We start from the raw sequence: 22,023 nt of genomic DNA on the forward strand, positions 1-22,023 counted from the left end.
TTCAGCCGTGCGCCCTCGAGTCGTCCGCCTTCACCCGAATGGTCGCGTTCCGCGTCAGCCGGCGGCCGGTTGCGCGCGCCACCATGAGGTCCCTGTTGAACGAACAAAACGCGCTCCCGCGCGCAGCCCAAGGCCTCGCCGCCGACGATGCCCCGCTGCGCGCCGAACTGTTTTCTGCCGCCCAGATGGCCGTGCACGGCCGTTCCCTCGCCGCGCGCCATCAGGTGGACGGCCGTCCGGGAACGGACGAGCTGCTCGCACGCCTTGCCGACAACGCGGCCGCCATCGCGGATGCCTGCGCTGCCCTCACGCGCGCAGCCGGTGCCGGCGCGCGCCTGGCGCCGGCGGCCGAGTGGCTGCTCGACCACCATTACCTGATCGAGGACCAGGTCCGCCTCGCGCGCAGCCACCTGCCGCCGGCGGACTGCCGCGCGCTGCCTTGCCTGCGCGACGCCGGCGCATGCGGCAACCAGCGCGTGTATCGACTGGCGCTGGAAGTGGTCGCGCACGGCGACGGCCACGTGGACCCGCAAAGCCTCGCGCGCTTCGTCGCCGCGTACCAGGAAGGCGCGCCGCTCACGCTGGGCGAATTGTGGGCGATACCCGTCATGCTGCGCCTCGCGCTGGTCGAGAACCTCCGCCGCATCGCCGTGCACGAGGCGGATGCGGGGCGCCAGCGCGCGCGGGCGGGCCGCTGGGCCGACCGCATGGCGGCCGCGGCGGACGAGCGCCCCGGTGACCTGATCCTCGTCGTGGCCGACATGGCGCGCGCCGTGCAGCCGATGGGGTCGAGCTTCGTGGCCGAGCTGGCGCGCCGGCTGCAGGGCCGCGGCGGCCCGCTGACGCAGGCATTGCAGTGGATCGCGACGCGCCTCGCCGACGAAGGCCGCTCGATCGACCAGGCCGTGCAGGCCGACGTCGGCTGTCAGGCCGCCGACCAGGTGTCCACCGCCAACACGATCGCGAGCCTGCGCCTGCTGGGCAGCACGGACTGGCGCGCATTCGTCGAGACGATGAGCGCCGTCGAGCAGGCGCTGCGCGGCGACCCGGCCGGCGTGTATGCCACGATGGATGGCGCCACGCGCGACCATTACCGCCGCGTGGTCGAACGTCTGGCGCGCGCCAGCGGCCGTGCCGAGATCGCGGTCGCGACGGAAGCGCTGGCGCTGGCGGGCGAAGACCATCCCGATGCGCGCCTGCGCCACGTGGGCTGCTACCTCGTCGGCAACGGCCTGCCCCGGCTGGAAGCGCGGCTGCACGTGCGCCTCGGCATGGCGGCCACGTTGCGCCGTGCGTGGCGCGGGCGCCCGCTGCTATGCTACCTGGGGCTCATCGGCGCGCCGACAGCGCTGTTCGCGGGGGCGGCCGTGGTGCGCGCGGCGCAGGACGGTGCCGGCCTCGGTCTGCTGCTCGGCGTCGGCGTGCTGGTCACGCTCGGCGCGAGCCGGCTCGCGCACGCGCTCGTCGACCTGATGGCCGCGCGGCTCGTCGCGCCCGCGCCGCTGCCGCGCCTGGATTTCGGTGCCGGCATTCCGCCGGATGCGCGCGCCATCGTCGTCGTGCCGGCGCTGCTGCAGGGTCGCGCCGACGTCGCCGCCCTCGTCGATGCGCTCGAGGTGCGCTACCTGGCCAACCGCGATCCGGCGCTGCGTTTCTGCCTGCTGACGGACCTGCCCGACGCGCCGCGCCAGGAGGTGTACGGCGACGCGGAACTGATCGAGCAAGCACGCGCCGCCATCGCCGCGCTTAACGCGAAGTACGACGACGCGCGCCCGTTCCTGCTGCTGCACCGCCAGCGCGTGTGGAGCGCGGGCGAGGGCGCGTGGATCGGCCGCGAACGCAAGCGCGGCAAGCTGGAAGACTTGAACGCGCTGCTGCTGCGCGGCGAGCGCGCCCCGTTCGCCGTTGTCGAAGGCGACACCGATGGCCTGGACGGCATCCGCTACGTGATCACGCTCGATGCCGGCACCGAGCTGCCGCGCGACGCCGCGCGCGTCCTCGTCGCCGCGATGGCGCATCCGCTGAACGCGCCCGTGTTCGATGCCGCCGGCCGCCGCGTGGTCGAAGGCCATGGCATGCTGCAGCCGCGCGTGGTGCCCGCGCTGCCGCCCGAGACGGCTTCGCGCTACGCCCGCCTGTGCAGCGGCGCGGCAGGCATCGACGTCGACCAGGACCTGTTCGGCGCAGGCGCGTTCGCGGGCCAGGGCATCTACGACCTGCGCGCATTCGACCGCGTGCTGCGCGGCCGCTTGCCGGAAGACCGCGTGCTGTCGCACGACCTGCTGGAAGGCTGCTACGCGCGCTGTGGCTTCCTGCGCGACGTCGCCCTCGTCGAATCTTGCGCGCCGCGCTACAGCGACGACGTCGGCCGCCGGCACCGCCGCATCCGCGGCGATTGGCAACTGGCCGGCTGGCTGCGCGCGCGCGTGCCGCTGGCCGGCGGCGGCACGGAACCGAACCTGCTGCCGCCGCTCGCGCGCTGGAAGCTGGTCGACAATCTGCGCCGCAGCCTCGTCGCGCCGGCCCTCACGGCCGCGCTGTTGCTGTGCTGGGCGCTGCTGCCGGCGCCCGCGTTCTGGACCGCGGCCGCACTGGCCGTGTTCTTCGTGCCGTTCGCGCTGGACACCCTGATCGGCCTCGCGGACAAGCCGCACGACGTCGCGCTGGGCCGGCACGTGCTGAACCAGGCACACGACGCGCGCATCGGCCTGGGCCACGCGCTGCTGGACACGGCGTTCCTGCCGCATGAGGCCAGCTACAGCGTGGACGCGATCGCACGCGGCATCTGGCGCATGCTCGTGTCGAAGCGGCGCCGCCTGGAGTGGCGCGACGCGAGCCTCGCGCGCTCCAGCACGGACCTGGAATCGAACTGGCGCAATATGTGGTTCGCGCCTGCGTTCGCCGTGGGCGCGGCCGTCCTGCTCAGCTTTGCGAACCCGTTCGCGCTGTTCGCCGCCGCGCCGTTGCTGCTGTTGTGGTTCCTGTCGCCCGTCGTTGCATGGTGGGTCAGCCTGCCGGCCGCGCGTCCGGTGCCGCACCTGGCGGACGAACAGCAGCGCTTCCTCGCCACGCTGGCGCGCCGCACGTGGGCGTTCTTCGAGGACCACGTCACGGCCGTGGACAACTGGCTCGCGCCGGAATGCATGCAGGAGCATCCCGCGCCCGCCGTCGCGCACCGCACGTCGCCGACAAGCATGGGGCTCACGGTGCTCGCGAACCTCGCGGCTTGGGACTTCGGCTACGTGGCCGCGGGCGAGCTGCTGGCGCGCACGCGCGCGACGCTGGGCACGATGGCCCGGCTCGAGCGCCACCGCGGCCATTTCTGCGCCGGCTACGACACGCGGACGCTCGCCCCGCTGGCATCGACTTACGTGTCGACGGCGGACAGCGGCAACCTGGCCGCGCATCTGCTCACAATGGCCGCCGGCCTGGAACAGCTGGGCGACGCGCCGGTCGCGTCCAGCCGCCTGCTCGACGGCATCCGCGCCACGCTCGACGTCGTGGACGACCACGCGACGCCGGCCGTACGCGATGCGGTCGCCGCAGTGCGCCACCAATTGACGCCCGAGCGCTGCCGCAACGCGCACACGCTGCCGGGTCTCGCCGACTGCCTGCAGGCGCTGGTGCGCGCAGCGGACGCGCTCGTGGCCGCCGTGCCGGACGACGCCGACCCGCAGCTGCGCGACTGGACCGGCAAGCTGGCCAGCCAGTGCGCGGCCGCGCATGCGGACCTGTTGCTGATGGCGCCGTGGATGCGCGTCGAGCAGGAATACGTGATCGACGCGAGCCTCACGCGCATTCCCACATTGCGCGAGCTGGCCGGCTTCGGCATGCAGGCGCCCGGCGACGAACTGGCGCCGGATGCGCGCACGCGCGAGCTGCTGCTGGCCCGCCTCGTGGCCGAAGGCAGCGCCAACGCGCGGGCGCGCCTGGACGAGATCGCGCAGCTGGCACGCGACGCGCGGGCCTGCGCCGACATGGATTTCGGTTGCCTCGTCGACGCGGACACGGGGCTGCTGGCGGCCGGGTGCCACGCGGGCGAGGGTCGCCTCGATGCCGACAACCACGACATGCTCGCGTCGCCAGCGCGCCTCGCCAGCTTCATCGGCATCGCGCAGGGCCAGCTCCCGCAGGATCACTGGTTCGCGCTGGGGCGCCAGCTGTGCGTCGCGCACGGCCAGGAAGTGCTGCTGTCGCGCGACGGGACGATGGCCGACTACCTGGCGCCACAACTCGTGATGCCGGCATACCGCGGCACGCTGCTCGACGCGGCCTGCCGCGGCATCGTGCGCGCCCAGGCCGAGTACGGCCGCCGGCGTAACGTCCCCTGGGGCATCTCGGACTCGAGCTGCAACGCGATGGACGCCACGCTGCACTACGAATACCGCCCGTTCGGCGTGCCGGGCCTGGGTGCGACGCGCGGCCTCGGCGCGGACCTTGTCGTCGCGCCCTATGCCACCATGCTGGCGTTGACGGTGGAACCGGAGCGCGCCTGCGCCAACCTGGAACGCATGGCGAAGCTGGGCTTCACGGGCCGTTACGGTTTCTACGAAGCCGTCGACTACACGCCGGCGCGCCTGCCGCACGGCCAGGCCTGCGCCATCGTGCGCGCGTTCATGGCGGCCCACGAGGGCATGGGCCTGCTCGCGCTGGCGCACCTGCTGCATGACCGCCCGATGCAGCGCCGCTTCGCCAGCGATCCGCGCCTGCGCGCCGCGCTGCCGCTGCTGCACGAGCGCGTGCCGGCCGCGGGCGCGCACGCGTCCGCGCGCGCCGAGGCCGAGGAGCTGCGCCAGCCGGCGCCGGCGGCGGATGCGACGGCACGCACGGTCGCGGACCCCGACGCTGCGCCGCCGGAAGTGCAGTTGCTGTCCAACGGCACCTACCACGTGATGGTGACGGCGGCCGGCACCGGGCGCAGCACCTGGGGCGACCTGGCTCTCACGCGCTGGACCGAGGACCCGACCGTCGACGACCACGGCGTCTTCTGCTACGTGCGCGACCTGGACAGCGGCGCCGTGTGGTCGACGACGCGGCAGCCGACGGCGGCGCGGCCCGAGCGCTACGAGGCCGTATTCTCCGAAGGCCGCGCGACATATCGGCGGCGCGACCATGGCATCGAGTTGCATACGGTGGTCGCCGTCGCGTCCGAGGACGACGTCGAACTGCGCCGCGTGCGCGTCGCCAACACGACGGATGCCGTGCGCACGATCGAGCTGACGAGTCTTGCGGAAGTCGTGCCGGCGCTGCCGACGCCGTTCGCGCAGGTGGAGATCCTGGCCGGCCGTGGCGCGCTGCTGTGCACGGGCCGCCAGGGCATGGGAGCAGCCGCGCCCTGGCTGCTGCACGTGATGACGGTGCACGGCGGCAGCGCGGCCGCGGCGGCGCCGCAGTTCGAAACCCGGCGCGCCCACTTCATCGGCCGCGGCCGAACCCTCGCGTGGCCGGCCGCGCTGGACGACCGCGCCGCACTCGCGGGGACGGCCGGTACCGTGCTCGATCCCGTGCTGGCGATCCGCCGCGTGCTGACCTTGGCGCCGCACGAGGAGGTGACCGTCGACGTCGTGCTGGGCGCGGCCGGCGCGCGCGAGCAGGCGCTGCGCCTCGTCGACACCTACCGCGAGCGCGACGCTGCCGACCGCGTGCCCGACCTGGCGTGGACGCATTGCCAGGTCGTGCTGCGCCAGCTGAACGCGGGCGAGGCGGACGCCCAGCTGTACGCGCGTCTCGCCGGCTGGGTGCTGCATCCGCAGGCCGCGCTGCGCGCCGATCCGGCCGTCATCGCGCGCAACCAGTGCGGCCGTACGGCGCTCGCCGCGTACGGTCTGTCCGGCGAGCATCCGATCGTGCTGCTGCACATGCGCGACCTCGCCCACGTCGAACTGGCGCGCCAGCTGGTCCAGGCGCACACGTGGTGGCGCTTGAAAGGGCTCGCCGTCGACCTCGTGATCTGGTGCGACGACGGCGGCGCGGCGGGCGGCTACCGCCAGGCGCTGCACGACCAGGTGCTGGGTCTCGTCGCGTCCGGCCCCGCCGCACAAGTGATCGACCGGCCGGGCGGCGTGTTCGTGCGTCCGCTCGACGCGATCCCGGACGACGAGCGCGTGCTGATGCAGGCGATGGCGCGCGTGATCCTGACGGACGACCACGGCGGCCTGGCCGAGCAGCTGCGCCGCGCGGGCGCGCGCAAGGCCGAGCCGGCGCCGGCGTTCGTCCCGGCGGCGGCGCCGCAACCGTACCCGCCGGTCGTGCTGGCCGTGCCGGACCTCGTGCTCGACAACGGCATCGGCGGCTTCAGCGCGGACGGGCGCGAATACGTGATCCGCACGGGGCCGGGCCGCTCCACGCCGGCGCCATGGGTCAACGTGCTGGCGAGCCCGATGTTCGGCACCGTCGTGTCTGATAGCGGGCAAGCCTACAGCTGGAACCAGAACGCCCGCCTGTTCCGCCTGACGCCGTGGGACGACGATCCCGTGTGCGACCGCGGCGGCGAAGCCTTCTACGTGCGCGACGAGCAGACGGGCGTCTACTGGTCGCCGACGGCGCTGCCGGCGCCCTCCGGCGGCGAGTACGTCACGCGCCACGGCTTCGGCTACAGCGCGTTCGAGCACGCGGCGCACGGCATCCACAGCGAGCTGCTGACGTACGTGGCGCTGGACGCGCCGCTGAAGTACGTCGTGCTCCGCCTGCGCAACGACGGCGCCGCGCCGCGCCGGCTGTCCGTCACGGGCTATGTCGAATGGGTGCTGGGCGAGCTGCGGCCCGCGTCCGCACCGTACGTGGTGACGGAACAGGATCCCGTCAGCGGCGCGCTGTTCGCCCGCAACGCCTGCGACGCCGACTTCTCCGGCCGCGTCGCCTTCTTCCATCTCGACGCCGAAAAGGTGGCCTTCACGTGCGACCGCACGGAATTCATCGGGCGCGGGCGCAGTCTCGCGAATCCGGCCGCGCTGGAACGCACGGCCCTGCTGGGGCGCACGGGCGCCGCGCTCGATCCGTGCGCGGCGCTGCAGACGAGCATCGAGCTGCACCCGGGCGACGAGCAGGAACTCGTGTTCATGCTGGGCGTGGGCGGGCGCCGCAACCTGGATGCGACGGGCATGGTCCAGCGCCATGCCGGTGCCGCGACGGCGGCCGCCGACCTGGCCCGCGTGCGCGACTTCTGGGACGACACGCTGTCCGGCATCCGCATCGAGACACCGGAGCCGGCGTTCGACGTGCTGGCCAACGGCTGGCTGATGTACCAGACCATCGCTTGCCGCATGTGGGCGCGCACGGGCCATGCGGCGTCCGGCGGCGCGTACGGCTTCCGCGACCAGCTGCAGGATGCGATGGCCGCCGTGCACGCGCGCCCGGAACTGCTGCGCGACCACATCCTGCTGTTCGCCGGCCACCAGTTCGTCGAAGGCGACGTGCAGCACGGGTGGCATCCGCCGATGGGGCGCGGCACACGCACGCGCTGCTCGGACGATGCCTTGTGGCTGCCGTTCGCCGTGCACCGCTACGTCGGCGTCACCGGGGACACGTCGCTGCTCGACGAGATCGCGCCGTTCATCGAAGGCCGCGCGCTCAGGCAGGACGAGGCGGCTTGGTGTGACGTGCCGGCCCCGTCGCGCGAGCAGGCCAGCATCTACGAGCACTGCGTGCGTGCGCTGCGGCGTGCCCTCGTGTTCGGCCCGCACGGCCTGCCGCCGATCGGCACCGGGGACTGGAACGATGGCATGGACGCAATCGGCCCCGGCGGGCGCGGCGAGAGCGTCTGGCTCGGCTTCTTCCTGTACGACGTGCTGTGCCGCTTCGCCGACCTCGCCGACCGCCGCGGCGACTACGGTTTCTGCACGACCTGCCGCAGCGCGGCCCAGGTCCTCGCGCACAACATCGAGGACAACGCGTGGGACGGAGAATGGTACCGGCGCGCCTACTTCGACGACGGCACGCCGCTCGGCACGCGCGACGGCGCCGCGTGCCGCATCGATGCCGTCGCGCAGAGCTGGGCCGTGCTGTCCGGCGCGGCCGACCTGGGCCGCGCGCGCATCGCGCTGGACGCGGTCGACGCGCACCTCGTGCGACGTGACGCGGGCCTCATGCACATGCTCGATCCGCCGTTCGATGCGGGTGCGCCCGATGCGGGCGCCATCGGCGCGGATCCGCCGGGCGTGCGCGCCAACGGCGGCCAGTGCACGCAGGCCGCGATCTGGACGGCGATGGCGTTCGCGCACTTGGGCGACACGGAACGGGCCTGGGAACTGGCGCGCATGCTCAACCCCGTAGAGCGCACCGGCACGGCCGAGGATTGCGCCACCTATGCGGCGGAACCGTATGCGATGGCGGACGACGTGGTGGCCGCCGCGCCGTACGCGGGACGGGCCGGCGGCAGCTGGTACACGGGGGCGGCCGCGTGGATGTACCGGCTGATCGTGGAATCCCTGCTCGGCGTGACGCGCGCGGGCGACGCGCTGACCCTGACGCCGCGCCTCCCGGCCGGCTGGGAGGGCTTCCGCCTGCACTACCGTTACCGCGGCACCCACTACGCGATCGCCGTGCACCGCGCGGACGAGGCGCTGCTGTGCGTGGACGGCGTGGCGCAGCAGGGCCACACGATCGTGCTGGAGGACGACGGCCGGACGCACGAGGTGGAGATGCACGTGCCGTACCGCCAAGGCGTGCCGTTCGCCGTGCCGCCGCCGGACAGGACCGCGTGCGAAAAAATGCGGCCCTGACCCGCAATGCGCGTGCCATGCAGGACGGCTTATATTTTGTCAATAAAATAATAATTTTCTGATAATTTCATGAGCCGGGGATCAACGCGCCCTGGGTATGCAATTGCAAAAATTGCATCATGAAAACCTCATTCCTCCTCTCGTCCCTGGTGCCGGCCGCAGCCGGCGTTTTTCAACCGTCAGCGCATGCGGCCGTGCGCGAACACCTCGAGCTCGAGGCGACGCTGCTTGCGCCGTACCATGGCGACGCGCGCGGTGCGCGTCCGGATGCGCGCACGTTCACGCTGTCGTTCGAGTACCCCGGCCTGAGCGGCCGCCGTCCCGTGACGTGGCGCCTGGATCTCGTGGCGCCGTCCGGCCGGCGCGTCGCCCGCTGGCAGGGCCGCGTTGCACTGGTAGGCAGGCCGGCCGACGCGGCCGTGCGCTGGACGGGCAGCGTGGCTGGCCATCGGCCGGCGCCCGGCGTCTATCGCGTGCGGCTGCATGCCGCGAGCGGCGCGGAGAGCGTCGACCAGGCCTGGGACATCGCCGTGGGCGCGCTGCCCGCGCCCGCGCTGCCTCGGTTCGCGCCGCTGGCGACAGGGCACGCGCGCATGCTGGCGGTGCCTGCTGCCGGCGCGCTGCCGTACACGGTCTATTACGGCAACCTGCACAGCCAGACGCGCGACAGCGACGGCGGCGGCCCCGTCGACACCTGCCACGGCGCGCAGGACCCGCAGTCGGCGCCCTACGGCCCGGACGCCGCCTACCCGTATGCGCGCCGGCATGGCCTGGACATGCTGATGGTCTCGGAGCACAACCACATGTACGACGGCTCGGACGGCACGAACCCGGATGCCGACCCGGCGAAAGCGCGCGCCATGTACCAGGCGGGCCTCGCGACGGCGCGCGATTTTTCGGCCGCGAATCCGGGCTTCCTCGCGCTGTACGGCATGGAATGGGGCGTGATCGGCAACGGCGGCCACTTGAACATCTTCGACAGCGACGAGCTGCTCGGCTGGGAGCGCAATGGCAAGGGCGAGCTGATCGCGGACACGGAGACGCCGAAGAGCGACTACGCCGCGCTGTACGCGCTGATGCGCCAGCGCGGCTGGACGGGCCAGTTCAACCACCCGGCGCTCGCGGGCCAGTTCGTCGTGAACGGCACGCCGCTCGCGTACACGCCCGACGGCGACGCCGTGATGGCCTTGTGCGAAGTGGTCAACAGCTCGGCCTTCTCGAACAGCGAGAACGAAGGCGAGACGCGGCGCAGCAATTTCGAGCAGGCCTGCGACAAGCTGCTGGAAGCGGGCTACCACGTCGCGTTCAGCAGCAACCAGGACAACCACTGCGCCAACTGGGGCGCGTCGTACAGCAACCGCAGCGCCGTGCTGGTCCCGGCCGGCGCGCCGCTGACGCGGGCGAGCTTCCTCGACGCCGTGCGTGCGCGCCGCGTGTTCGCGACGATGGACAAGGATGCGCAGATCGTGTTCACGGCGAACGGCCACCTGATGGGCGAGCGCTTCGACAACGCGGGCGCGTTGCACTTGCAGGTGGCGTATGCGAGCACCAGCGGCAGGCAGGCGGCGACGGTGGCGATCATGGAAGGCGTCCCGGGACGCAACGGCGACGTGACCCAGCTCTCCGACCAGGCCGACGTGACGACGACGCCGGCACCCGGCGCGCATTTCTATTATGCGAAAGTGACGCAGGACGACGGCAAGGTGCTGTGGTCCGCACCCGTGTGGGTCGCGCAGGCGGCGTTGCCCTAGAACCCGAGGCTGCGACCCGCGCCGAGCAGGGTGGCGATGCCCAGCACGGCGAAGACCAGCGCGGCCAGGCCGTGCACGAGCTTCAGCGATGACGAACCCGCCGTCAGGCGCCCCGCGATCCGGTCGCCGAAATACACGGCCGGCACGTTCGCGATCATCATGCCGAGCGTCGTGCCGGCGACGACCGACACGGCGGAACTGTAGCGCGCCGCCAGGGCGACGGTGGCCACCTGTGTCTTGTCGCCCATCTCGGCGACGAAGAACGCGATGGCGGTCGTGAGGAACACGCCGAAGCGCGCGAGCGGCGTCTCGTCCTCGTCCACTTCGTCCGGCACCATGATCCACGCGGCCATGCCGAGGAAGGCGATGCCCAGCACCCAGCGCATGACGTCGGGCCCCAGCAGGCGGCTCACGAGCGCGCCGACAGCGGCCGCGAACGCATGGTTTGCGACGGTCGAGACGAGGATGCCGGCCACGATGGGCAGCGGACGACGGAAGCGCGCGGCGAGCAGGAAGGCCAGCAGCTGGGTCTTGTCGCCGATTTCGGCGAGGGCGACGATGCCGGTGGAAACGAGGAAGGCGTCCATCTGGGAACCGCGGCACGGCGCGGCGGGCAAGGCGGTGAAACGCGGATCATAGCAGAGCCGCGGGCGACAATGCTATGCTGCTCGCGCTCCCGCCATCCGGGACAGTCCACCATCGAGGAATCCACGCCATGAATCGAATCGCAGCAGCGATCCTGCTCGCTTTGTCCGGCGCCGCACTGGCGCAGACGTCCACCGCTCCCGTCGCGCCGTCCGCTTCGGCCCCCGTCTTCGCGCCCGCCGCCGCCGTCGATGCTGCCGCCGTCCTGAACGCCCATCTGGCGGACGACGTGACACGCACGATGAAGCTGTTCGACGTGCCCGGCATCGCGATCGCCGTCGTCAAGGACGGCAAGGTCGTCGCCACCCGCGGCTTCGGCGTGCGCAAGCTGGGCGCGCCGGACAAGGTCGACGGCAGGACGCTGTTCGAGATCGCGTCGAACTCGAAGGCGTTCACCGCGGCCGCGCTGGCGATGCTCGTCGACGAAGGCAAGCTGGCGTGGGACGACCCGGTCACGAAGCACCTGCCCGATTTCCAGATGTACGACGCGTACGTGACGCACGAGATGACGGTGCGCGACCTGCTCACGCACCGCAGCGGCCTGGGTCTCGGCGCCGGCGACCTGCTGTGGTGGCCGACGACGAACTTTTCGACGGACGAGATCATCCACGAGCTGCGCTACATCCGCCCCGCCACGAGCTTCCGCAGCAGCTATGCGTACGACAACCTGCTGTACATCGTGGCGGGCAAGATCGTCGCCGCGAAGTCGGGCAAGACGTGGGGCGAGACGATCCGCGACCGCATCCTGCGGCCGGTTGGCATGACGGCGACGACGACGAGTCTCGCCCAGAACAAGGGCAATCCGGACGTGGCGAATGCGCACAGCAAGATCGACGACAAGATCGCGGCCGTGAAGGCGATGCCCGTGGCGAATGCCGTGGGCGCCGTCGGCATCAACACGAACGCGGAGGACATCGCGCGCTGGATGAACGTGCTGCTGGCCGGCGGCCGCGTGGGCAGGGACTCCAGCGGCAAGGAGGTGCGGCTGTACAGCGAGAAGCAGGCGCGCGAGATGTGGACGGCGCAGACGCCGATGCCCATCACCGAGCCTGATCCGAAGCTGGCCGCCACGCGCCCGAACTTCCTCGCCTACGGCCTCGGCTTCCAGCTGCGCGACTGGCAGGGCAAGCTGCTCGCGATGCACAGCGGCGCGCTGCAGGGCTTTTATTCGAAGGTGGTGCTCGTGCCGGAAGCGAAGCTGGGCATCGCGATTCTCACCAATGCGGAAAGCGGCGGCTCGCTGAACGCGCTGCAGTACCAGCTGCTCGACCGCATGCTGAACCCGGCCGCGACGACCGACTGGATCGGCACCGTGAAAGCCGTCGACGACGAGAGCCACGCGAAGGAACTGGAGCGCCTCGGCAAGGCGAACGCCGCGCGCGCGGAAAAGTCGCAACCGTCGCTGGCGCCCACGGCGTACGACGGCGACTACGAGGACCCGTGGTACGGCCTCGCGACGATCCGCCACGTGGGTGGCAAGCAGCTGCTGACCCTGTCGCGCACGCCGGACCTGACGGGCGAGCTGGAACACTACCAGTACGACACTTTCATCGTGCGCTGGAAGGAGCGCAACTTCAACGCGGACGCCTACGTGACGTTCGCGCTGAACCCGGACGGCAGCATCGAGCGCATGCGGATGCAGCCGATCTCCACGGAGACGGATTTCAGCTACGACTTCCAGGACCTGAACTTCACGCCCGTCAAGAAGGAAGCGCCCAAGGCGCCTTAAATCGCAGGCACCGGCGAGAACCCGGACACCGCCCGGTACTTGCCGTTGCCGTAGTGGAGAATCTCGCGCTGGTCGATCGCGGACGGCGGCGCCGCCGGCGCTTCCGCGCGGCTGATCGCGCCCTGGTAGTGGATGGTGAGGTCGCCGGGCTGCTCGTGCGTGGCGTCGATCGTCCAGGTGCTTTCGATCGCGTAGCAATCGTGTGCGTCGGCCGCGCCGCCGCCGTCGCGCGCGGACGGATCGGGCGCATGCTGCTTCACGAGCGGCGCCAGGCGGCGCTGGCAATCGGGCGCGCTGTCGACGTTGATGCCGGACAGCGCCAGCTCCACGGCCGCGTCGCGCCGGACCATGTCGCGGCCCGCTTCGTACACGGCCAGCCAGGTGCCGCAGTAACCCTGCCAGCAGCTGCCGTATTCGACGGCCACCGCGCGGCGCCGCGCGGCCAGCGCGACTTCGCGCACGGCGGCCGCGCCGGAAAAGCCGCGCAGCGCGAAGATGCCCTGGCGTCCGCTCACGCCCCATGCCGTGCCGCGCTGTTCGAACTGGTAGGCGGCCAGCGCCATCGGCGTCGCTTGCGTCGTGTTGGCGCGGCCGTCGTCGCCGGCGGGCACGAGGCCCGCGATGAGCGTGAGGTGCGACGCATCCGTGCGCAGCACCAGCTTCGGTTGGACGACAACGCGGTTCGGGCCCGTGCTCCAGCCGGCGTAGATGCCGCGTGCCATGCCGGGGAGGGGCGGCAGCGTGGCGCTGTGCACGCGTCCGGCCGTGCTGTCGCTCCAGCCGGGAAAGGCCAGCGCCGCCAGCTGGGCGGGCGAGGGCAGCGCGGGCGCGCTCGCGCCGGCGCACAGCGCGGTCATGCAGGTGGCCGCCACGGCCGCACGGCGGACGTGGCGCCGCCAGGACATCGGGTACGTCATCAGTTCTTCTTGCCGTTCCAGACGTCCATCATGTCGGGCGATCCCTGCGAGCGGATGCCGTTGTCCTGCAGGATGCTTTCCGTCGCGTCGACCATCGCCTTGCGCGGCAGGACCATCGTCTCGCCGAAGCGCTGGTCGAAGCGCAGCACGACGAGGTCGTCCTTCAGGTCGCGCAGCAGGGCGACGAGGTGGCGCAGGCTGCGCACGGGGACGCCGTTGATGGATTCGACGACGGAACCGAAGCGGTTGCTGTAGCCGGCGACGAGCTTGTGCGGGAAGAACGGCGAGCTGACGACGACGAGTTCCTCGCGCTGGGCGTCCGGCTCGTCGCCGCGGCGCGTCACGAGCGGGCTCGCGTTGAACCCGTAGCCGTTCAGCAGGTTCACGTTGTTGTTCAGGAAGGAGGCGTACTCGATGGTGGCGCGCGAGAACACGATCGGGCCGTACACGAAGTATGGCGGATAATCGCCTTCCAGCGGCGGGACCAGCAGCGGACGCGGGCCACCGACCGGTACCTGCACCTGCATCGTCTTGCCTGCGCGGACGATGGTCAGCGGCACCTTGCCGTTCTTCGCCACCTGCTGCACGCGGTACTTGAAACGCACGCGCAGGTTCGGCCCCAGCTTGACCATGCCCTGGTCGTCGATGGGGTACTCGCCGATGTGCGTGATGACGTCCCATTCCTTCAGCGGATATTGCGCGTCGCTGCGGTAGGGCCGGTGCACGACGACGCCGTCGACCGACTTGTCGAGCTTCAGGTACTGGCGCAGCACCGGGTTTTCCAGTGTCTGGACGTCGTCCAGCAGCTGCGGCTTGCCGTCGTAGCGGCCGTCGGCCACGTCGCGCAGGAACAGCTCCACTTCCTCATTCGGAATCACGTAGCCGATGTTCTGGGTATTCGTGGCGCCCGAGAACGCGAGGCCGATCATCCGGTCGCCGTCGATCACGGGCCCGCCGCTGTTGCCGGGGTTGATCGCCGCATCGATCTGCACGCGCAGGCCCGCCGTGCCGTGGCCGTAGGGGACGAACTCCACGCGCGACACGATGCCCTTGGTGACGGACAGCGACGTGCCGCCGACCGGGTAGCCATAGGCCATCACCGCTTCGCGCACGTCAGGCAGCGCGTTCGTACGCTTCACGGGATGGTGCTTGTCGAAGAAAGCCTCGTCGTCCAGCTTCAACAGCGCGAGGTCCATGTCGTACGCGATCGCGACGACGGTGGCGCCGACCTTGTCGCCGTCCTGGCTGGCCTGCACCTCCACCTGGCTCGCGTAGCCGACGACGTGGGCATTGGTGAGGATGCGCTTGCCCTCGATGACGACGCCCGATCCCGTGACGTCCTGCGGCGTCGCCTTGGTCCAGGGCTTGAACGGGTCGGGGCGGCGCAGCGTGCTGAAGATCTTGACCACAGAGTTCTCGACGGCCGGCGAGACGGGCGGCGCGGCAGTGGGCGGCGCGGCTGCCTGGCTGGCTTCCTGGGCGTGGAGCGTGCAACTGGCCAGCGCGATCGCGGCGGCCGCGGCGAAGCGGACGATCTTCATGAATTCCTGTTCCGGTAACGAAATGTGACATGCAAGCGTTGCCGTCGCAATATACACGGTGCGTACCTGTAAAAATGCGCAGATTCTCACGTGTAACCTCGCCGTAATGATTTTTTACCGGGCCGCGTCGTTACGCGTACATACGAGGGTGTCCGGCGCGGCCGTCGCGGACACTGGACGGACAGCCGCGGACACGTGGAATCGCCGCAACGCGTGCGAATCCGCGCCTTCCGGTCTGGCACGAAGATTGCCTATTCAACATGTCAACAAGAACGAGCGGCCCGCTCCAGGACCGCTGCCAAAACAATATCGTGTGATTCTTCAGGAGACTACATGGAACGCCGTACCTTTCTTAAAATCGGTGCCGGTACCGCCGGGGCGATGCTGGTGCCCGTGTTCGGCAATGCCATCGCGGCGGAGGAGCTGCTCGTCGCGATGCCCGTCGCGGCCAAGAAGGCGCTGGCCGACGTCGCGCTGAATGCCGCCACCAAGGCCGGCGCGAGCTATTGCGACGTGCGCATCGGCCGCTACCTCAACCAGTACATCATCACGCGCGACCTGAACGTCGAGAACGTGACGAACACGGAATCGGCCGGCGTCGGCGTGCGCGTCGTGTGCAACGGCGCCTACGGCTTCGCCGCCACCAACGACATGACGCCGGACGGCATCGCGGGCGCCGCGCGCCAGGCCGTCGCGATCGCGCAGGCGAACGCGAAGCTGCAGTCGGACAAGGTGCAACTGGCGCCCGTGAAGGGCGTGGGCGAGGTGGCGTGGGCCACGCCGATCGTCCGCGACTGGCGCACGGTGCCCATCAAGGACAAGGCGGAACTCCTGATCGCCGCGAACAAGGCCGGCATGGACGCCGGTGCGAGCTTCATGCAGTCGATGCTGTTCCAGGTGCAGCAGCAGAAGTATTTCGCCTCGACGGACGGCTCGTACATCGACCAGGACATCCAGCGCCTGTGGGCGCCGTTCACGGCGACCGCGGTCGACAAGGCCAGCGGCAAGTTCCGTTCGCGCGCCGGCCTGTCGGCGCCCGTCGGCATGGGCTATGAATACCTGGACGCAAAGGCCGTGCACAAGATCAAGGCGGCGGGCGGCGTCGCCACGTTGTACACGCAGTCGTACGACATCGTCGAGGACGCGCGCGCCGCGGGCCGCGACGCCAGGCGCAAGCTGACGGCGAAGTCCGTCACGCCGGGCAAGTACGACCTGATGCTGTCGCCCGAACACCTGTTCCTGACGATCCACGAATCCGTCGGCCACCCGACGGAACTCGACCGCGTGCTGGGCTACGAGGCCAATTTCGCGGGCACGAGCTTCGCCACGCTCGATAAATGGGAGTCGAAGAAGTTCAACTACGGCTCGCCCCTCGTGAACATCGTCGCCGACAAGACGACACCGGGCTCGCTGGGCAACGTCGGGTACGACGACGAAGGTGTCAAGACGAAGCGCTGGGACCTGATCAAGGACGGCATCCTCGTGAGCTACCAGGCCACGCGCGACCAGGCCCACATCATCGGCAAGCCGGAGTCGGACGGCTGCTCGTACGCGGACAGCTGGAGCAACGTGCAGTTCCAGCGCATGCCCAACGTGTCGCTGCAGCCGGGCCGCAAGAAGCTCACGCCGGACGAGATGGTCAAGGACATCAAGAAGGGCATCTACATCGTGGGCGACGGCTCGTTCTCGATCGACCAGCAGCGCTACAACTTCCAGTTCGGCGGCCAGCTGTTCTACGAGATCAACAACGGCAAGATCGGCCAGATGCTGGAAGACGTGGCCTACCAGTCGAACACGCAGGACTTCTGGAATGCGTGCACGGCGATCTGCGACGAACGCGATTGGCGCATGAGCGGCTCCTTCTTCGACGGCAAGGGCCAGCCTCCGCAGATCAGCATCGTGTCGCACGGTTCGTCGACCGCGCGTTTTTCCGGCATCAACGTCATCAACACCGCCCGCAAGATCGGCTAAGGCAGGGACCCACACCATGACCATCCTGACCCAGGAACAAACCAAACATATCTGCGACCGCGTGCTGTCGTTCTCGAAAGCGGACGAATGCATCGTCACCGTCAACGGCAGCCGCAACGGCAACATCCGCTTCGCGCGCAACCAGGTCTCCACCGCCGGTCTCGCGGACGACACCAACATCTCGGTGACGGTCGCTTTCGGCAAGCGCCAGGGCACCGCCACGATTAACGAGTTCGACGACAAGTCGCTGGAAAAAGTCGTGCGCCGCGCCGAGGACCTTGCGCGCCTCGCCCCCGAAAACCCCGAATTCATGCCGGCCGTGGCCAAGCAGGACTACAAGGCGTCGCAGACGTTCAGCGTGAAGACGGCCGCCATCGATCCTGAATTCCGCGCACAGACCGCGGCGTACGCGATCGAGGCCTGCAAGAAGAACAAGCTCGTGGCCGCCGGCTTCTTCACTGACAATAACCAGTTCTCCGGCGTGGCCAATTCGAACGGCGTGTACGGCCACCAGGGCCAGACGAGCCTCGACTTCACCTGCACCGTGCGCACGGAAGATGGCCGCGGTTCCGGCTGGGTCAAGCGCTCGGCGACCGATGCGGCCAGGTTCGATGCGCGCGAAGCGGCCGACGTCGCGATCGAGAAGGCGCTGCGCTCCGTCGACGCGAAGGCGCTGGAGCCGGGCCGCTACACCGTGATCCTGGAGCCGGCCGCCACGTCCGAGCTGCTCGGCTACATGCTGTTCGGGTTCGACGCGCGCCAGACGGACGAAGGCCGCAGCTTCCTGTCGAAGAAGGGCGGCGCCTCGCGCCTGGGCGACAAGCTGTTCGACGAGCAGGTCAACATCTGGGCCGACCCGTGGCAACCGGACGTGCCCGTGCTGCCGTGGGACACGGACAACCTCATTGCCCGCAAGCGCATGGACCTGATCAAGAACGGCAAGGTCAACGCGCTGAACTACTCGCAGTACTGGGCCAAGAAGAAGGGCGTGCAGCCGACGGCCACGCCGGGCAACATCATCATGGCCGGCACGGACAAGTCGACGGCGGAGCTGATCGCCACCACGAAGAAGGGCGTGCTCGTGACGCGCACGTGGTACATCCGCATGGTCGACCCGCAATCCGTGCTGCTGACGGGCCTCACGCGCGACGGCACGTTCTACATCGAGAACGGCAAGATCAAGTACCCGATCAAGAACTTCCGCTTCAACGAGAGCCCTGTCACCATGCTCAACAACATCGAGGAGATCGGGAAGCCCGTCGTGATCGGCGGCGACGAGGTTCCGTTCCAGATGCTGATTCCGCCGATGAAGGTACGTGACTTCAACTTCACGTCGTTGTCGGACGCCGTCTGAGCATGTCGATTGACGTAGGGTGGGCTCCCCGAGCCCACCATATGTTTGCATCGACGCATACGTTTGGTGGGCACGGGGTGCCCACCCTACGCGCGCCTTGAATCGTTCGGGGCGCACATGGAGAAATGATGGAACGCCGCACCTTCCTCAAAATCGGCGCCGGCACGGCCGGCACCTTGCTGGTCCCCGTGTTCGGCAACGCGATCGCCGCCGAGGCGCTGCTCGACACGCTCACGTTGGGCGTCAAGAAAGCGCTGGCCGACACCGCCATGGACGCGGCGAAACAAGCGGGCGCCTCGTACTGCGACGTGCGCATCGGCCGCTACCTGAACCAGTACATCACCACGCGCGACCTGAACGTCGAACGCGTGACGAATACCGAATCGACGGGCGTCGGCGTGCGCGTCATCGCGGCCGGCGCCTACGGCTTCGCCGCGACGAATTCCTTGAACCCGGACGCCGTCGCCGGCGCCGCGCGCCAGGCCGTCGCCATCGCGAAGGCCAACGCGAAGCTGCAATCGGAACCCGTGCAGCTCGCGCCCGTGAAAGGCGTGGGCGAAGTCGCGTGGGCGACGCCGATCAAGCGCGACTGGCGCACGGTGCCCATCAAGGACAAGGCGGACATGCTGATCGCCGCGAACCAGGCGGGCCTCGCGGCCGGCGCCAGCTTCATGACGGCGAACCTGTTCCAGGTGAACCAGCAGAAGTATTTCGCGTCCACCGACGGCTCGTACATCGACCAGGACATCCACCGCCTGTGGGCCCCGATCAACGCGACCGCGGTCGACAAGGCGACGGGAAAATTCCGCTCGCGCGCCGGGCTCGCACCGCCGGTGGGCATGGGCTACGAGTGGTTCGAAGCGAAGCCGGAACACAAGGTGCGCGCCGCGGGCGGCGTGGCCACGATGTACAACGGCAGCTACGACATCGTCGAGGAAGCGCGCAACGCTGGCCGCCAGGCGCGCGAGAAGCTGACGGCGCACAGCGTCGACCCCGGCAAGTATGACCTCGTGCTGGCGCCGGAAAACCTGTTCCTGACGATCCACGAATCCGTCGGCCACCCGACGGAGCTGGACCGCGTGCTGGGCTACGAAGCGAATTACGCGGGCACGAGCTTCTGCACGCTCGACAAATGGGAATCGAAGCAATTCAACTTCGGTTCGAAGATCGTCAACTTCACGGGCGACAAGACGGCACCCGGTTCGCTGGGTGCCGTCGGCTACGACGACGAAGGCGTGCCGGCGAAGCGCTGGGACATCATCAAGGACGGTATCCTCGTCAACTACCAGGCCACGCGCGACCAGGCCCACATCATCGGCGAGAAGGCCTCGCACGGCTGCTCGTACGCGGACAGCTGGAGCAACGTGCAGTTCCAGCGCATGCCGAACGTGTCGCTGCAGCCGGGCCGCAAGAAGCTCGCGCCGGACGAGATGGTCAAGGACGTCGAGCGCGGCATCTACATCCTCGGCCGCGGCTCCTACTCCATCGACCAGCAGCGCTACAACTTCCAGTTCGGCGGCCAGCTGTTCTACGAAATCAAGGATGGCAAGATCGGCCGCATGCTGGAAGACGTGGCGTACCAGTCGAACACGCAGGATTTCTGGAATGCGTGCACGGCCATCTGCGACGAACGCGATTGGCGCATGAGCGGCTCGTTCTTCGACGGCAAAGGGCAGCCGGGCCAGGTCAGCGCCGTCTCGCACGGCACGCCGACGACGCGCTTCAACGGCATCAACGTGATCAACACTGGCCGCAAGATCGGCTGAAGCACATGGCGACCTACGACTTCTACTTCACGCGGCTGACGTACGAGTCGGGCGACTGGGACGTCGACCAGCGCATGCCCAGCAACGTCCTGAACTCGCTCGTCGAGTACACGACGCTCAGGGTCGACACGGCCGAGCGCATCGTCGCGCTGTCGGACCCGAAGATGCTGGAAGCGCCGTTCTGCTACCTGGCCGGGCACAAGCTCGTGCAGTTCACCCCAAGCGAGCGGCGCAACTTCGAGCGCTACGTGAAGGGCGGCGGCTTCGTGTTCGTGGACGACTGCAACCACGACATCGACGGCCTGTTCGCCAAGTCGTTCGAGGCCGAGATGGCGCGCATCTTCGGTCCGAAGGCACTGCACAAGATCCCGAACAACCACCGCATCTATTCGAGCTTCTTCCATTTCGACGGGCCGCCGAATACGTCGGTGGAGCTGAACGGCTGGGGCGACGATCTCGTGCACGAATACCTGCGCGCCATCGAGGTCAATGGCCGCATTGGCGTGCTGTACTCGAACAAGGACTACGGCTGCGAGTGGGACTACGACTTCCGCAACAAGCGCTGGCTCGCCGTCGACAACACGCGGTTCGCCGTCAACATCATTCAATACGCATTGGGAGCATGAACAACGTGGCAGAAGCGGCATGGACGGAACACGAGATCGCCGACCTCGTGGCGAAAGTGGATGCGCTCAAGGCGAGCATGGGCCGCGTGATCGTCGGCCAGCGTGACGTGATCGACTTGCTGGTGACGTGCCTGCTGGGCGGCGGCCATGCGCTTGTCGAGGGCGTGCCGGGCCTCGGCAAGACGCTGCTCGTGAAATCGCTGGCGCAGGCGACGGACATGCAGTTCCGGCGCGTGCAGTTCACGCCAGACCTGATGCCGTCCGATATCGTCGGCACGGAGATCCTGGAAGAAGACCAGGCCACGCGCCAGCGCGTGTTCCGCTTCCAGCCGGGCCCCGTGTTCACGCAGGTGCTGCTGGCGGACGAGATCAACCGCGCGCCGCCCAAGACGCAGTCCGCGCTGCTGGAAGCGATGCAGGAGCGCAGCGCGACGTTCGCCGGCCAGACGCACCGGCTGCCGCAGCCGTTCTTCGTGCTCGCGACACAGAACCCCATCGAGCAGGCGGGCACGTACCCGCTGCCGGAAGCGCAGCTCGACCGCTTTCTGCTGCGCATCGACGTCGGCTACCCGACGGAGGACGAAGAGATGGCGATGGTCGGCGCGACGACGCATGCTGGCTTGCGTGACGCGGACCCCGCCATGGACCTCGACACCTTGCTCCGCCTGCAGCGGCTCGTGCGCGACATCGAGATCTCGGACGCCATGCTGCGCTACGCGACGCGCCTCGTGCGCGCGACGCGGCCGGCCGATTCGCCCGTGGCCGCCGTGCGCAAGCACGTGGGGTGGGGCGCCGGCCCGCGCGCCGGCCAGGCCCTCGTGCTGGCAGCGAAGGCGCGGGCGCTGATGCTGGGCCGCCTCGCCGTCACGCGCGCCGATATCGCCGCGATGCTGCTGCCCGTGCTGGCACACCGCCTGCTGCGCAACTTCGAGGCCGAGGCGGACGGCGTCGCCATCGCGGACATCCTCGCCGCGCTGCACGCCGGCATCCGGGCCGAATAAAC

General features: G+C 69.5%; 11 protein-coding genes. 8 read left to right on the plus strand and 3 right to left on the minus strand.

Translation table 11 applies throughout. From position 1 onward, the window contains the following. The first annotated feature begins 95 nt into the window (after nt 1-95). Both HAV22_RS06945 and HAV22_RS06950 read left to right on the plus strand, forming a co-directional pair. Nucleotides 96-8,720: a GH36-type glycosyl hydrolase domain-containing protein gene (locus HAV22_RS06945; protein ID WP_229421115.1), complete on the plus strand. Its 8,625-nt coding sequence runs from the start codon at nt 96-98 to the stop codon at nt 8,718-8,720. 119 nt (nt 8,721-8,839) lie between these two features. Further along, nucleotides 8,840-10,471: a CehA/McbA family metallohydrolase gene (locus HAV22_RS06950; RefSeq protein ID WP_166857904.1), complete on the plus strand. Its 1,632-nt coding sequence runs from the start codon at nt 8,840-8,842 to the stop codon at nt 10,469-10,471. Here HAV22_RS06950 and HAV22_RS06955 read toward each other — a convergent pair. Beyond that, a complete protein-coding gene (locus HAV22_RS06955) occupies nt 10,468-11,058 on the minus strand; it encodes a TMEM165/GDT1 family protein (RefSeq protein ID WP_166857906.1) in 591 nt (196 codons plus the stop codon). The genes HAV22_RS06950 and HAV22_RS06955 overlap by 4 nt on opposite strands. A 128-nt stretch (nt 11,059-11,186) precedes the next feature. Between HAV22_RS06955 and HAV22_RS06960 the strand changes: the two genes are divergently transcribed. Further along, on the plus strand, nt 11,187-12,845 hold the full coding sequence (locus HAV22_RS06960; protein WP_166857908.1) for a serine hydrolase: 1,659 nt from the start codon (nt 11,187-11,189) through the stop codon (nt 12,843-12,845). On the opposite strand, the gene HAV22_RS06965 is transcribed toward HAV22_RS06960, so the two are convergent. Together HAV22_RS06965 and HAV22_RS06970 are read right to left on the minus strand one after the other, a co-directional pair. Then, nucleotides 12,842-13,762 carry a hypothetical protein gene (locus HAV22_RS06965; RefSeq protein ID WP_166857910.1) on the minus strand — a complete coding sequence of 307 codons (921 nt, stop codon included), beginning with the start codon at nt 13,760-13,762 and terminating at the stop codon, nt 12,842-12,844. The two genes, HAV22_RS06960 and HAV22_RS06965, sit on opposite strands and share 4 nt — an antisense overlap. Beyond that, entirely contained in the window at nt 13,762-15,303 is a 1,542-nt protein-coding gene (locus tag HAV22_RS06970; RefSeq protein ID WP_166857912.1) for a S1C family serine protease, read from the minus strand. Before HAV22_RS06970 ends, HAV22_RS06965 begins: the two co-directional genes overlap by 1 nt. Before the next feature lie 333 nt (nt 15,304-15,636). Here HAV22_RS06970 and HAV22_RS06975 point away from each other — a divergent pair, with 333 nt between their 5' ends. From HAV22_RS06975 to HAV22_RS06995, 5 genes are all read left to right on the plus strand, one after another. Further along, nucleotides 15,637-17,274, plus strand: a complete 1,638-nt coding sequence (locus tag HAV22_RS06975) for a TldD/PmbA family protein (protein ID WP_166857914.1) — start codon at nt 15,637-15,639, stop codon at nt 17,272-17,274. 16 nt (nt 17,275-17,290) lie between these two features. Then, the gene (locus HAV22_RS06980; protein WP_166857916.1) at nt 17,291-18,628 is read left to right on the plus strand and encodes a TldD/PmbA family protein; all 1,338 of its coding nucleotides are present in this window, start codon (nt 17,291-17,293) and stop codon (nt 18,626-18,628) included. Between the two features lie 128 nt (nt 18,629-18,756). Further along, on the plus strand, nt 18,757-20,394 hold the full coding sequence (locus HAV22_RS06985; RefSeq protein WP_166857918.1) for a TldD/PmbA family protein: 1,638 nt from the start codon (nt 18,757-18,759) through the stop codon (nt 20,392-20,394). A 5-nt stretch (nt 20,395-20,399) separates the two neighbouring features. After that, nucleotides 20,400-21,020, plus strand: a complete 621-nt coding sequence (locus tag HAV22_RS06990) for a DUF4159 domain-containing protein (protein ID WP_166857920.1) — start codon at nt 20,400-20,402, stop codon at nt 21,018-21,020. After that, nucleotides 21,017-22,021, plus strand: coding sequence for an AAA family ATPase (locus tag HAV22_RS06995; protein WP_166857922.1), 1,005 nt, complete (start codon nt 21,017-21,019; stop codon nt 22,019-22,021). The genes HAV22_RS06990 and HAV22_RS06995 overlap by 4 nt, the downstream gene beginning before the upstream one ends. The last annotated feature ends 2 nt before the right edge of the window (nt 22,022-22,023 follow it).

Source organism: Telluria antibiotica, from assembly GCF_011682055.1.
Classification (GTDB): Bacteria; Pseudomonadota; Gammaproteobacteria; order Burkholderiales; family Burkholderiaceae_D; genus Telluria; species Telluria antibiotica.

What these genes read in the sequence shown, in the direction of transcription:
- HAV22_RS06950 (WP_166857904.1), top strand. Translation starts at nt 8,840, where the DNA reads ATGAAAACCTCATTCCTCCTCTCGTCCCTGGTGCCGGCCGCAGCCGGC.
- HAV22_RS06955 (WP_166857906.1), bottom strand. Translation starts at nt 11,058, where the DNA reads ATGGACGCCTTCCTCGTTTCCACCGGCATCGTCGCCCTCGCCGAAATC.
- HAV22_RS06960 (WP_166857908.1), top strand. Translation starts at nt 11,187, where the DNA reads ATGAATCGAATCGCAGCAGCGATCCTGCTCGCTTTGTCCGGCGCCGCA.
- HAV22_RS06965 (WP_166857910.1), bottom strand. Translation starts at nt 13,762, where the DNA reads ATGACGTACCCGATGTCCTGGCGGCGCCACGTCCGCCGTGCGGCCGTG.
- HAV22_RS06970 (WP_166857912.1), bottom strand. Translation starts at nt 15,303, where the DNA reads ATGAAGATCGTCCGCTTCGCCGCGGCCGCCGCGATCGCGCTGGCCAGT.
- HAV22_RS06975 (WP_166857914.1), top strand. Translation starts at nt 15,637, where the DNA reads ATGGAACGCCGTACCTTTCTTAAAATCGGTGCCGGTACCGCCGGGGCG.
- HAV22_RS06980 (WP_166857916.1), top strand. Translation starts at nt 17,291, where the DNA reads ATGACCATCCTGACCCAGGAACAAACCAAACATATCTGCGACCGCGTG.
- HAV22_RS06985 (WP_166857918.1), top strand. Translation starts at nt 18,757, where the DNA reads ATGGAACGCCGCACCTTCCTCAAAATCGGCGCCGGCACGGCCGGCACC.
- HAV22_RS06990 (WP_166857920.1), top strand. Translation starts at nt 20,400, where the DNA reads ATGGCGACCTACGACTTCTACTTCACGCGGCTGACGTACGAGTCGGGC.
- HAV22_RS06995 (WP_166857922.1), top strand. Translation starts at nt 21,017, where the DNA reads ATGAACAACGTGGCAGAAGCGGCATGGACGGAACACGAGATCGCCGAC.